The 12,293-nt window shown below is 41.5% G+C and carries 17 protein-coding genes; all 17 read left to right on the top strand.

Annotation, left to right across the window (positions count from 1 at the left end):
• Positions 1-51: 51 nt before the first annotated feature.
• The 17 genes from AKG37_RS01365 to spoVAE all read left to right on the top strand — a co-directional run bounded on the left by AKG37_RS01365 (position 52) and on the right by spoVAE (position 12,290).
• Positions 52-273 (top strand): hypothetical protein, encoded by a 222-nt coding sequence (locus AKG37_RS01365; RefSeq protein ID WP_060697241.1) that lies wholly within the window; start codon positions 52-54, stop codon positions 271-273.
• Between the two features lie 111 nt (positions 274-384).
• Positions 385-1,515 carry a S8 family peptidase gene (locus AKG37_RS01360; protein WP_078060953.1) on the top strand — a complete coding sequence of 377 codons (1,131 nt, stop codon included), beginning with the start codon at positions 385-387 and terminating at the stop codon, positions 1,513-1,515.
• 116 nt (positions 1,516-1,631) lie between these two features.
• Positions 1,632-2,276, top strand: a complete 645-nt coding sequence (gene spoIIM, locus AKG37_RS01355) for a stage II sporulation protein M (RefSeq protein ID WP_060697240.1) — start codon at positions 1,632-1,634, stop codon at positions 2,274-2,276.
• A gap of 121 nt (positions 2,277-2,397) precedes the next feature.
• The gene (gene fur / locus AKG37_RS01350; protein ID WP_060697239.1) at positions 2,398-2,850 is read left to right on the top strand and encodes a ferric iron uptake transcriptional regulator; all 453 of its coding nucleotides are present in this window, start codon (positions 2,398-2,400) and stop codon (positions 2,848-2,850) included.
• A 117-nt stretch (positions 2,851-2,967) separates the two neighbouring features.
• The gene (locus AKG37_RS01345; RefSeq protein WP_060697745.1) at positions 2,968-3,195 is read left to right on the top strand and encodes a YqzK family protein; all 228 of its coding nucleotides are present in this window, start codon (positions 2,968-2,970) and stop codon (positions 3,193-3,195) included.
• 6 nt (positions 3,196-3,201) lie between these two features.
• Complete coding sequence (gene xerD / locus AKG37_RS01340; protein WP_060697238.1) at positions 3,202-4,092, top strand: site-specific tyrosine recombinase XerD; 891 nt, start codon at positions 3,202-3,204, stop codon at positions 4,090-4,092.
• A gap of 153 nt (positions 4,093-4,245) precedes the next feature.
• Complete coding sequence (gene deoB / locus AKG37_RS01335; RefSeq protein WP_060697237.1) at positions 4,246-5,430, top strand: phosphopentomutase; 1,185 nt, start codon at positions 4,246-4,248, stop codon at positions 5,428-5,430.
• A gap of 11 nt (positions 5,431-5,441) precedes the next feature.
• The gene (locus AKG37_RS01330) at positions 5,442-6,254 is read left to right on the top strand and encodes a purine-nucleoside phosphorylase (protein WP_060697236.1); all 813 of its coding nucleotides are present in this window, start codon (positions 5,442-5,444) and stop codon (positions 6,252-6,254) included.
• Positions 6,255-6,412: 158 nt separating this feature from the next.
• Entirely contained in the window at positions 6,413-7,567 is a 1,155-nt protein-coding gene (locus tag AKG37_RS01325; protein WP_420805450.1) for a D-alanyl-D-alanine carboxypeptidase family protein, read from the top strand.
• 158 nt (positions 7,568-7,725) lie between these two features.
• Positions 7,726-8,079 carry an anti-sigma F factor antagonist gene (gene spoIIAA, locus AKG37_RS01320; protein WP_024422866.1) on the top strand — a complete coding sequence of 118 codons (354 nt, stop codon included), beginning with the start codon at positions 7,726-7,728 and terminating at the stop codon, positions 8,077-8,079.
• The gene (gene spoIIAB, locus AKG37_RS01315; protein WP_060697234.1) at positions 8,076-8,516 is read left to right on the top strand and encodes an anti-sigma F factor; all 441 of its coding nucleotides are present in this window, start codon (positions 8,076-8,078) and stop codon (positions 8,514-8,516) included. The genes spoIIAA and spoIIAB overlap by 4 nt, the downstream gene beginning before the upstream one ends.
• A 13-nt stretch (positions 8,517-8,529) precedes the next feature.
• Entirely contained in the window at positions 8,530-9,297 is a 768-nt protein-coding gene (gene sigF / locus AKG37_RS01310) for an RNA polymerase sporulation sigma factor SigF (RefSeq protein ID WP_024422864.1), read from the top strand.
• 114 nt (positions 9,298-9,411) lie between these two features.
• Positions 9,412-10,032, top strand: a complete 621-nt coding sequence (locus AKG37_RS01305; RefSeq protein ID WP_034280357.1) for a stage V sporulation protein AA — start codon at positions 9,412-9,414, stop codon at positions 10,030-10,032.
• A complete protein-coding gene (locus AKG37_RS01300; RefSeq protein ID WP_060697233.1) occupies positions 10,022-10,438 on the top strand; it encodes a stage V sporulation protein AB in 417 nt (138 codons plus the stop codon). Before AKG37_RS01305 ends, AKG37_RS01300 begins: the two co-directional genes overlap by 11 nt.
• Before the next feature lie 20 nt (positions 10,439-10,458).
• Entirely contained in the window at positions 10,459-10,911 is a 453-nt protein-coding gene (spoVAC, locus tag AKG37_RS01295; RefSeq protein WP_060697232.1) for a stage V sporulation protein AC, read from the top strand.
• 12 nt (positions 10,912-10,923) lie between these two features.
• The gene (spoVAD, locus tag AKG37_RS01290) at positions 10,924-11,940 is read left to right on the top strand and encodes a stage V sporulation protein AD (protein ID WP_060697231.1); all 1,017 of its coding nucleotides are present in this window, start codon (positions 10,924-10,926) and stop codon (positions 11,938-11,940) included.
• On the top strand, positions 11,940-12,290 hold the full coding sequence (gene spoVAE, locus AKG37_RS01285) for a stage V sporulation protein AE (RefSeq protein WP_007501045.1): 351 nt from the start codon (positions 11,940-11,942) through the stop codon (positions 12,288-12,290). The genes spoVAD and spoVAE overlap by 1 nt, the downstream gene beginning before the upstream one ends.
• The last annotated feature ends 3 nt before the right edge of the window (positions 12,291-12,293 follow it).

Genomic DNA, 12,293 nt, shown 5'->3' with positions numbered 1-12,293 from the left:
TTTTTTATGTGACATCGTGTATCATAACGTCAACGAAAGGGGTTTTGCCAAATGGGAAAAAGCAAAGCAAAGAAAAAACGAGAACATATTCAAAGGCAGCACAGCCGAAACCCAGAACTGTCGAGAGGAAATATGCCGCATTTTAGCACACATGAAAGAAAGACAAAAACAAAACAAGAAGCCTTACAGAACATGATGAAGAAACATAAAGGACGAAATGCTTATGATCACTATCAAGAGGATCATAAGCATTTTTATTTTGCTTTTTTATGACAACTAGATCAAATAAATGGTAAAATTTTAAAAAATAGGACAAATGATCGTTTCTTTTTGTCTAAAAATGTAGTTAAATGACAAAAAGAAATGAAAGGGAGAGTGAGGATTGTGAACGTCAAGTCATTTGGAGCAGGGCTTTGTATGGCAAGTATGCTTGTGGCATCGATCACGTTTGGCGCGTCAGATATTTCTGCAAAGGAGCAAGCGAAAAAAGAGTACATGATCGGCTTTTCTTCTTCCGTTCAAGACAAAACACAAAAACAGCTTGTAGAAGAAGCTGGTGGGCATGTAAAAGAATCCATAGAGCAAATAGATATGATGAAAGTGTCATTGAATGAGACATCCAAAGAGAAACTAAATAAAGCAAAAGAAGTAACCTTCATTGAGGAGGACCATAAAGCAAAAACAAGCGGTCAAACTGTCCCATACGGCATCAAAAGCATCAAAGCACAAAAGGTACATAAAAGAGGATACGCCGGACAGAATGTCAAAGTAGCAGTTCTTGACAGCGGCATCGATGGTAAGCATGAAGATTTACATGTTACGGGCGGGATCAGCTTTGTTCCCACAGAGTCAGATCCGCTTGTTGACCCGCATGAACACGGAACGCATGTGGCAGGCACCATTGCCGCATTAGATAATAAGGTAGGTGTCGTTGGCGTTGCGCCAAAAGCTTCGATCTATGCTGTTAAGGTGGCAGATGAGAATGGTGAAGGCTATTATAGCTGGATCATTAAAGGGATTGAATGGGCCATTGAGAACAATATGGATGTCATCAATATTAGTATGGGGGGCGCAAGTGAATCTGAGGCGCTGAAAGAGGCGGTAGATCGAGCGTATGATCAAGGGATTCTCATTGTAGCTTCTGCAGGGAATGCAGGAAGCTATGGCTCTCTCAATACGATTGACTATCCAGCTAAATACAGCTCAGTTGTGGCTGTTGCCTCTGTTGACCAAACAAAGCAAAGAGCCTTTGATTCATCTGTTGGCGAGGAAGTGGAAGTCTCAGCACCAGGCGTTTCAACGCTGAGCACCATTCCTCATAACGAGTATGGTTACAAGAGCGGAACATCAATGGCTTCCCCGCATGTCACGGGCGCTGCGGCTGTCATTCTATCAAAACATCCGAATCTGACAAACGACGAAGTGCGTGAGAGACTGTCACAAACGGCGACAAAGCTTGGAGATCCTTTTTATTATGGTGCTGGGCTTGTGAATGTACAAAAAGCCGCACGATAAACGAAAAGAGAAAGCAGGTTACAGCTGCTTTCTCTTTTTTCTTTCTAATAAAACTGTCATGTTTCGTAATCTCTCTCATAGAATCTAGTAACCTTTACTATTTGGGAGGAAGACGCATGCGGAAAAAGTCTTGGAAGGAACATCTTCTTCAGCACGTAAAAGATCATCTCTCGATTTATTTATTTGTCTCTGTACTCTTTTTAATGGGTGTGATCTTCGGTGCCATTATTGTTAATAGTATGACTTTCAGTCAGAAAGAGGATTTATTTTATTATTTAAATCAATTTTTTGGTCAGCTGACGAATGAGAAAGCAGCAGAATCAAAAGAAATGTTTTTGCAAAGCTTCCTGCATCATATGAAATATTTAGGCCTTATGTGGATACTAGGAATATCTATCATTGGTCTGCCGCTCATCTTTCTCATGATCTTTTTAAAAGGAATTGTTGTAGGGTTTACGGTTGGTTTTCTAGTAAATCAAATGGGACTCAGCGGATTTTTTCTCTCGTTTGTATCAGTGCTTCCGCAAAACATTTTGCTCATTCCAGCCTATTTAGTGATAGGCACCTGTGCGATTGCATTTTCTATCCGTCTCATTGGACAGCTTTTCATGAAGAAAACCATCAGTCAAGCACCTGTTCAGTGGTTTGGCCGGTATGCATCTGTTCTGCTGATGATTTTAGCGCTTGCTGCACTTTCGTCCTTTTTTGAATCGTACATTTCATTTATGCTAATGAAAAAGCTGGCAGGTGTTCTTTTTTAAATATTTTATAATTGTTATTAAATAATAATCAATTTATTTATCAATTTAAAATGATTATAGTTGGCTCTCAGCACATCATTTGATATAATGATCAAGTAATGTGGCGTAGGAGGGAAAGTCAATGGAAAATAGAATTGATCGAATTAAGAAACAGCTTCATTCTTCCAGTTACAAGCTCACGCCACAGCGTGAAGCAACAGTAAGAGTACTGCTTGAGAATGAAGAAGACCATTTAAGTGCAGAAGATGTATACCTCCTCGTAAAAGAGAAGTCTCCTGAAATTGGTCTTGCTACTGTTTATCGGACGTTAGAATTGCTTACTGAACTAAAAGTTGTTGATAAAATTAACTTTGGAGACGGCGTTTCGCGATATGATCTTCGCAAAGAAGGGGCTGCCCACTTCCATCATCATCTTGTCTGCATGGAATGCGGAACAGTCGATGAGATAGAAGATGATTTATTAGAAGATGTCGAAGAGATTATTGAACGCGACTGGAGATTTAAAATTAAGGATCATAGATTGACATTCCATGGTATTTGCCACCGGTGTCATGATGATGAATCCGGCAAATAATCCGAATTGGAACCTTTTCATTTAAGATGAAGAGGTTTTTTGCATTTTCGCTGTATAATCCTTGTCCTACCTGGCATATGCTGAAGTAATGAGAAGATGAGAAAGGACATGAGGATCATGCGAAAATGGCTCAAAACAACAGGTGAAGTGATGAAAGTCTTTATCTTGTTCACTGGTTTTACCGTCCTGTTCTATTATGCTATGATATGGATAAATTCAGAATATGAAAGCTACCATCGTTATGATAAACCAGAGGGTGCAGCAATTAAAGTGATGGAAATGGATCAGCCGAATCATGACAATTGGCAAGACCGATTGATTTATTTTTATCAAAACGGGGAGTAGAAATCATTGAACGATCAATTATCCGACTTTATTCATTTTATGACAGTAGAGAGAGGACTCTCTGAAAATACCATTGTTTCTTATAAAAGAGATTTACAGAGCTATTTGTCTTTTTTAATGACACATGAACAACTGACGGATATCAAAGATGTCACGCGCCTGCATATTATTCATTATTTAAAGCAGCTAAAAGAGGAAGGGAAATCGAGTAAAACGTCTGTACGGCATTTATCATCGATCCGTTCCTTTCATCAATTTCTGCTCCGGGAAAAAGTGACAACGGATGACCCGTCATGGAACATTGAATCGCAAAAAACAGAGCGTAAATTACCGAAAGTTCTATCACTAGGAGAAGTCGAAAAACTGCTTGATACACCAAATCAGCACACGCCCTTTGACTACCGTGACAAAGCGATGCTTGAGCTCTTATATGCAACAGGCATACGCGTTAGTGAAATGCTGGATCTAACCCTTGCCGATGTCCACCTCACAATGGGCTTTATCCGCTGTTTTGGAAAAGGAAGAAAAGAGCGAATTGTGCCAATTGGCGAGACTGCTGCAAGTGCGATTGAAGAATATATTGAAAAAGGAAGAGGCAAGCTGTTAAAAAAACAGCCGGCAGATGCCCTATTTCTCAATCATCATGGGAAAAAGATGTCGCGGCAGGGCTTTTGGAAGAACTTAAAAAAACGAGCCATCGAAGCAGGGATTCAAAAGGAACTGACCCCGCATACGCTTAGACATTCATTTGCTACACATCTGCTTGAAAATGGTGCTGATCTAAGAGCCGTACAGGAAATGCTCGGACATGCCGATATCTCAACAACACAAATTTATACGCATGTGACGAAAACAAGACTGAAAGATGTGTATCACAAATTCCATCCAAGGGCATAAGTAAAGCATGACACGGTGAGCGTGTGTCATGCTTTTTCATGTTTGCACCGTTTATGGTTGTCAACTGGCTTGTAAACGGTTTATACTTGAGATGTCTGACCTCTCTCTTTTTGAAAGGTCAAAAGACAAGAATATTGAAGGAGGCGCTTTTTAATGCCTGATTATCAGTATAAACGCATTTTCCTCGTCGTAATGGATTCAGTAGGGATTGGGGAAGCACCAGATGCTGCTGATTTTAATGATGTAGGTGCAGATACACTTGGACATATTGCTGAAAAAATGAACGGGCTTCATATGCCGAATATGGCGAAGCTTGGGCTGAGTCATATTAAAGAAATCAAAGGAATTCCAGCGGATGAAAAACCGCTTGCGTATTATGGGAAAATGCAAGAAGCATCAAACGGAAAAGACACAATGACAGGACACTGGGAAATCATGGGTCTTTACATAGACACACCGTTTAAAGTCTTTCCAGACGGATTCCCAGATGAACTATTAAATGAATTAAAAGAAAAAACAGGCCGAGGCATTATCGGAAATAAACCTGCGTCTGGTACTGAAATTTTAGACGAGCTTGGCCAAGAGCACATGAAAACAGGCGATTTAATCGTGTATACATCTGCCGATTCTGTGCTGCAAATTGCTGCGCACGAGGAAGTTGTGCCGTTAGATGAGCTGTACCGCATTTGTGAAATTGCACGTGAACTGACATTAGATGAAAAATATATGGTTGGACGCATTATTGCTCGTCCGTTTGTCGGAGAGCCTGGCGCATTTGTTAGAACGCCAAACCGTCATGACTATGCGTTAAAACCATTTGACCGTACAGTGATGAATGAACTGAAAGATGATGGACTCGATGTCATCGCGATCGGAAAAATCTCTGATATTTACGACGGCGAAGGAATTACCTCTTCACTCAGAACGAAATCAAACATGGATGGAATGGACAAGCTGGTCGATACACTTAAAACAGACTTTACAGGAATCAGCTTTTTAAACCTTGTTGATTTTGACGCTCTTTACGGACATAGAAGAGATCCAGAGGGCTACGGAAAAGCACTAGAGGAATTTGACGCACGTCTTCCAGAAGTGTTTGACCTGATGAAAGAGGATGATCTTCTTGTCATCACAGCAGATCATGGAAATGACCCAGTTCATCACGGAACAGATCATACAAGAGAATACGTTCCGCTCATTGCTTACAGTAAAAAGCATCAGGAAGCAAATGAACTGCCAACGGCAAAAACCTTTGCTGATCTTGGGGCAACGGTTGCAGATAATTTCAAGTCAACGATGCCAAAATACGGAACAAGCTTTTTATCTAAACTCAAATAGGGGGAAATCTCGTGGGAGCACAGTTTTCAGAAGCGGCGGCATACATTAAACAAGCATCGACATACGTACCAACAGTTGGGCTCATTTTAGGATCAGGGCTGGGTGTTTTAGCAGATGAGATTGAAAATCCAATCAAATTAAAATACGAAGATATTCCTGGATTCCCTGTTTCAACAGTAGAGGGACATGCAGGGCAGCTCGTGATTGGAACGCTGAAAGGCACTGTCGTTTGCGCTATGCAAGGACGTTTTCATTTCTATGAAGGATATGATATGAAGCAAGTGACATTTCCTGTCCGTGTGATGAAAGAAATTGGCATTGAGACATGTATTGTCACAAATGCAGCTGGCGGTGTGAATACGTCCTTCCATCCAGGAGATCTCATGCTGATCACAGATCATATCAATATGATGGGGACCAATCCATTAATTGGACCTAATGACAGTCAGGGCGTTCGTTTCCCTGATATGTCAGCACCATATGATAAAGCGTTGCTGGCACTTGCAGAAGAAATAGCCGAGCGTCTAGGTATCTCTGTACAGAAGGGTGTTTATGCAGGGATGACGGGTCCTTCATATGAAACACCTGCTGAAGTTCGCTTCCTTAGAACACTTGGAGCAGATGCAGTGGGTATGTCGACTGTTCCAGAAGTGATTGTTGCACGTCATGCAGGAATCAAGGTGCTTGGGATCTCATGCATTTCCAATGCAGCATCTGGTATTTTAGATCAACCGCTGACTCATGATGAAGTCATTGAAGTAACGGAAAAAGTGAAAGCAAGTTTCCTTGATTTAGTAAAAGATATTGTTAAACAACTCTCATAGCAAGTTTCCAGAAGCCTTCTGTTTTTTAAGCAGAAGGCTTTTTTTATGGCAATCAAACGATCTCTGAATAAAACAGCCTGTATAAGGAAAAAATACAAAGGATTACGATAATGGAGGTCTGCCACTTGAAACGTCATATATGTGCATTGTTTATTTTCATGATCCTTATTTCAATGATTTCACCATCAGCGATAGCAAAAGAAAAGATTGAAAAACCAGGAGAAAAACAAACATCAGAATTGGCGCACGAAGCCAAATCAGCCATCTTAATTGAACGTGACACGGGGAAGGTGCTTTACAACAAAAACAGTGATGAAAAACTTGCTCCTGCAAGTATGACCAAAATCATGACGATGCTTCTGATCATGGAAGCCATTGATCAAGGGAAACTAAAAATGACAGATAAGGTCAGAACGAGCGACTATGCGGCATCTATGGGAGGCTCACAAATCTTCCTTGAACCTGGAGAAGAAATGACGGTGAAAGAAATGCTGAAAGGCATTGCCATTGCGTCAGGAAATGATGCATCTGTTGCCATGGCAGAGCATATTGCCGGATCTGAAGAACAGTTCGTTGAGCAGATGAACAAAAAGGCGAAAGAGCTTGGGCTCACCTCTACCGTCTTTCAAAACCCAACGGGACTTCCTGAAAAAGACCACTACAGTACAGCTCATGATATGTCAAAAATGGCAAAAGAGCTATTGAAATATGAACAAATCACCAAATTCACAGGTGTCTACGAAGACTATCTCAGGCAAAACACGGATAAAAAATTCTGGCTTGTCAATACAAACCGTCTGATTAAATTTTATCCAGGTGTTGATGGGATAAAAACAGGTTTTACAGGTGAAGCGAAATACTGTTTAACCGCATCCGCTAAAAAAGGCAACATGCGCGTCATTGCAGTCGTCTTCGGCGCAAGTACACCGAAAGACAGAAATGCTCAGGTAGTTAAAATGTTAGATTACGCATTTAGTCAATATACGACCCATCCGCTTTACAAACGAGGGCAGGATGTGGCGGAGATCAAAGTGAGCAAAGGAAAAAAGAAAAAAGTTCAGCTCGTCACATCTGAACCCATCTCCCTTTTAACGAAAAAAGGCGAAAATGTGGATCAGATTAAAAAAGAAATCAAATTGTCTCATGATGTCACGGCTCCATTTTCAAAAGGAACGGAACTGGGTACGATTGTCTTGAAAAAAGACGGGAAAGTGCTGCATGAGAGCCCTGTACAAGCAAAAGAAGGAATGGAAAAAGCGGGCGTTTGGACTTTCTTCAAACGAGCGATGGCTGAATTTGTAAAATGGAAATAAAAGGCGAAAGGCTGCTGTAATTGGCAGTCTTTTTGCTATGAAGAAGAAAAGAACATCTAAATGTGACGAATGGTCACTAGTTTTGTCATGGTGAAGGATTTACTTCATATAAAAGAGAAACACTCTTTATCCGAAATTAGAGCAAGGAGGAAGAAAAGATGAGCCTTGGTATTGATTTTCAAGTAAAAGAGAGCGTACTTTGCATTCGGTTAACAGGAGAGCTCGATCATCACTCCGCAGAAACGTTGAGACAAAAGGTGACGAATTATTTGGAAACAGAGGACATTCGCCACATCGTGCTGAATTTGGCTGATTTATCGTTTATGGACAGCTCTGGACTTGGAGTGATTTTAGGAAGATATAAAGAAATTAAGCAGCTTGGCGGGGAAATGGTCGTCTGTGCCATCTCGCCAGCGGTGAACCGGTTATTTGATATGTCTGGCTTGTTTAAAATTATTCGTATGGAGCCTTCTGAGCAAACGGCTTTGCAAACATTGGGGGTGGCATCATGAGAAATGAAATGAACCTGACCTTTTCTGCTTTAAGTCAAAATGAATCCTTTGCGAGAGTAACAGTTGCTGCGTTTATTGCCCAGCTTGATCCGACATTGGATGAATTAACAGAAATCAAAACAGTCGTATCAGAGGCAGTAACAAACTCCATCATCCATGGCTATGATGGGAATCCAGACGGCAAGGTGTATATTCATGTCACACTAGATGATCATGTCGTGTACCTCACCATCCGTGACGAAGGCATGGGAATTACAGATCTTGAGGAAGCAAGACAGCCTCTTTTCACTACAAAACCAGACTTAGAGCGCTCTGGTATGGGCTTTACCATCATGGAGAATTTTATGGATGATGTCATGGTGGACTCATCTCCAGAAATGGGCACGACCATCCGTTTAACAAAGCATCTATCAAAAAGCAAAGCGCTTTGTAATTAAAGGAGCTGCTCATATGGATGTGGAGGTAAAAAAGCAAGCAAAAAAAGCCCAGCTGTCAAATGATGAAGTCAAAGAGCTCATCAAAAAAAGCCAAGACGGTGATCAGCAAGCAAGAGACCTCCTCGTAGAAAAAAACATGCGTCTTGTTTGGTCCGTCGTTCAGCGCTTTTTGAATAGAGGATATGAACCAGATGATCTGTTTCAGATTGGCTGTATTGGACTGTTAAAATCTGTTGATAAATTTGATTTGTCATATGATGTGAAGTTTTCGACGTACGCCGTTCCGATGATCATCGGTGAAATTCAGCGATTCATTCGGGATGATGGTACAGTCAAAGTCAGCCGGTCATTAAAGGAACTCGGAAATAAAATTCGGCGGGCAAGAGATGAATTATCGAAGTCTCATGGAAGAATGCCGACCGTTCAGGAAATTGCCGAATACCTTGATATTACACCAGAGGATGTCGTCCTCGCCCAAGAAGCGGTCCGCTCACCATCATCCATTCATGAAACTGTGTATGAAAATGATGGTGATCCGATTACATTGCTTGATCAAATTGCCGATCATTCCGAAGAAAGGTGGTTTGATAAAATCGCATTGAAAGAAGCGATCAAGGAATTAGAAGAGCGGGAAAAGCTCATTGTCTATTTAAGGTATTATAAAGACCAGACACAATCTGAGGTGGCAGAGCGGCTCGGTATTTCACAGGTACAAGTCTCACGGCTTGAAAAGAAAATTTTAAAACAAATCCAAATGCAAATGGATCAGAAAGACAGCTAGCCAATTCGGCTGGCTTTTTTTGTGTGGTAATTACCGGTAAATCGAGTTCTGCCAGTATGAGAACCATTTTTCACCACATACTAATTTTAACCCATCGTATAGGAAGTGATTTGGATGGACGGACAAATCTTTATTCGGCTGCGCCATCGAATCAAGACAGGTATTGATCAGCTCATTTATTTAGAGGATATCGCCCAAATTACTGGTGATGAGTTTGCTGTGCAAAAGCTAAGTAAAATGCCGGTGTATCATGTCAGTAAAAAGGATCGTCACATCGTTGTTCTTGATATTATGCATGTGGTCAAAACGATCAAAAAAACGTGGCCAGATATCGATATTCAAACCGTTGGCGGCTCTGAGGCCATTGTTGAAATTGATACAGGTAAACGCCAGCTTTCTCCCGTTTTATTTGTGTTTGTATGGCTCCTATTATTTGTCGGAGCGGCGCTTGCCATTATGAATTTCCACGAGGATGTCAGTATGCGGCTTGTTCATATCCGCCTATATGAAATGATCACTGGGAAAACGGTTGAGCACCCGTATTTATTACAAATTCCATATAGTTTTGGACTCGGTTTTGGCATGATTTTGTTTTTCAATCATGTGTTTAAAAAGCGTTTAAATGAAGAGCCAAGTCCGCTTGAGGTGGAAATGTTTAAATATCAGCTCGATCTCGATCATTACGTCGCACTCAACGAAAATAAAGAAACATTGAAAGATATCCATGATCGGTAAATGGCTTTTTGTCGTACTCGTTGGACTTGGCGGCGGTTTAACGGTCGGAGCAGGATTTGTGGCATTTCTTACAGTGCTTGGTATCATTCCTCGCTTAATGCAATTAACCAAAACGCAGCGCTTCATACAAGGGTACGAGGCGGCTGTTATTAGCGGGGCGGTCGTTGGCGGATGGGCAACCTTAAGTCAAATGCATCTGCATTTAACCAAATGGCTGGTGCTGCCGGTTGGTCTTTTATCAGGCATCTTCGTCGGCATGCTTGCAGCTGCACTCACTGAAGTATTAAATGTACTTCCTATATTAACGAAGAGAATTGGAATGGACGGGAAAATTGTTTTGCTGCTCATGGCCATCGTCTTAGGAAAGGTATTTGGTTCGTTATTTCATTGGCTTATTTATATTTAAGAAATTGGAGGGAACAACACGTGTCGAGTTTAAAAGAGAACTATCCATCTAAGGTGAAAACGTATCAGCCTAAACCTCCTTATGTCCTCAACTGCATCAAGGCGTTTTTAGTTGGCGGCTTGATCTGTCTGATAGGAGAGGGGCTGCAAAATTTCTATATCCACTTTTTTGATTTTAACGAAAAAACAGCAGGGAACCCGACAGTGGCGACCCTCATTTTAATTTCTTCTATATTAACTGGTATCGGGATTTACGATAAAATTGGCCAGTTTGCTGGAGCAGGATCCGCTGTACCGGTGACAGGCTTTGCAAACAGCATGACAAGTGCTGCCCTTGAGCATAGAAGTGAAGGGCTTGTTTTAGGTGTTGCCACAAATATGTTTAAGCTCGCTGGGAACGTCATTGTGTTTGGTGTTGTCTCGGCATATGTCGTAGGGATCATTCGATACATCTTGGAAAAGATGTTTTCGTAGGAGGAATGAAAGGTGAAACTAACAGGTAAACAGTCTTGGGTATTTGAGAACAAGCTTTATGTCAATGCAGAAGGCACCGCTGCAGGACCGAAGGAAAAAGAAGGACCGATCGGACATTTAATTGATAAAACATACGATGAAATGCATTGTGATCAAAAGAACTGGGAAATGGCTGAAAGGAAGCTCATGGATGATGCGATATCAACCGCTTTATCAAAAGCAAATTTACAAAAAAATGATATTGACCTTTTATTGGCTGGAGATTTACTCAATCAGAACGTTACAGCAAACTATGTGGCAAGAGAACTGAAAATCCCATTCCTTTGTTTGTTCGGGGCATGCTCCACTTCAATGGAATCGGTCGCCATTGCGTCAGCGCTCATTGATGGCGGTTTTGCAAATAAAGCCATTGCGGCGACGAGCAGCCATAATGCGACGGCAGAACGCCAATTTCGTAATCCGACAGAATACGGCGGACAAAAGCCCGATACAGCAACAAGTACAGTGACCGGAAGCGGAGCTGTTATTATCAGCCAAGAGCCCTCTCAAATTCAAATTACGAGCGCAACGGTAGGCAGGGTGATGGATCTTGGCATTACAGATCCATTTGACATGGGATCGGCCATGGCACCTGCAGCAGCAGACACCATCAAGCAGCATTTAAAAGACTTAGGAAGAACAGTTGATGATTACGATCTCATTTTAACTGGAGATTTATCTGGTATTGGTTCACCGATCTTAAAGGATCTTTTGAAAGAAGACGGCATTCAGCTTGGTCGAAAACACGATGATTGCGGATTAATTATCTATACACCCGATCAAAATGTATTCGCTGGGGGCAGCGGCTGTGCTTGTTCAGCGATTGTGACATTTAGTCATATCTTTCAAGAAATGAAAGCAGGGAATCTGCAAAGAGTTTTGGTTGTAGCAACCGGGGCATTACTCAGCCCGATGATGGTTCAGCAAAAAGAGACCATTCCAACCATTGCTCACGGTGTTGTATTTGAGCGTGCAGGAGGAGAGAGCTAATGGATTATCTTATCGCTTTTGTTGCAGGCGGACTTATTTGCGTCATCGGCCAGCTTTTGCTAGACGTACTCAAACTCACACCTGCACATGTCATGACTACTTTTGTTGTGGCGGGTACCATTTTAGATGGATTCGGTATTTATGATAAATTTATTGAATTTGCCGGTGCAGGCGCAACCGTACCAATCGTCAGCTTTGGTCATAGCTTGCTTCACGGGGCGATGCACCAAGCGGATGTACATGGATTCATCGGTATCGGCATCGGTATTTTTGAATTAACCTCTGCTGGTATATCAGCTGCGATTTTATTCTCATTTATTATCGCACTTATCTTTAAACCGAAAGGATAACCT

It is taken from the genome of Bacillus australimaris (assembly GCF_001307105.1).
Classification (GTDB): Bacteria; Bacillota; Bacilli; order Bacillales; family Bacillaceae; genus Bacillus; species Bacillus australimaris.
Note: the sequence above shows the minus strand (reverse complement) of the source record. Positions and strands in the feature narration are given on the sequence as shown.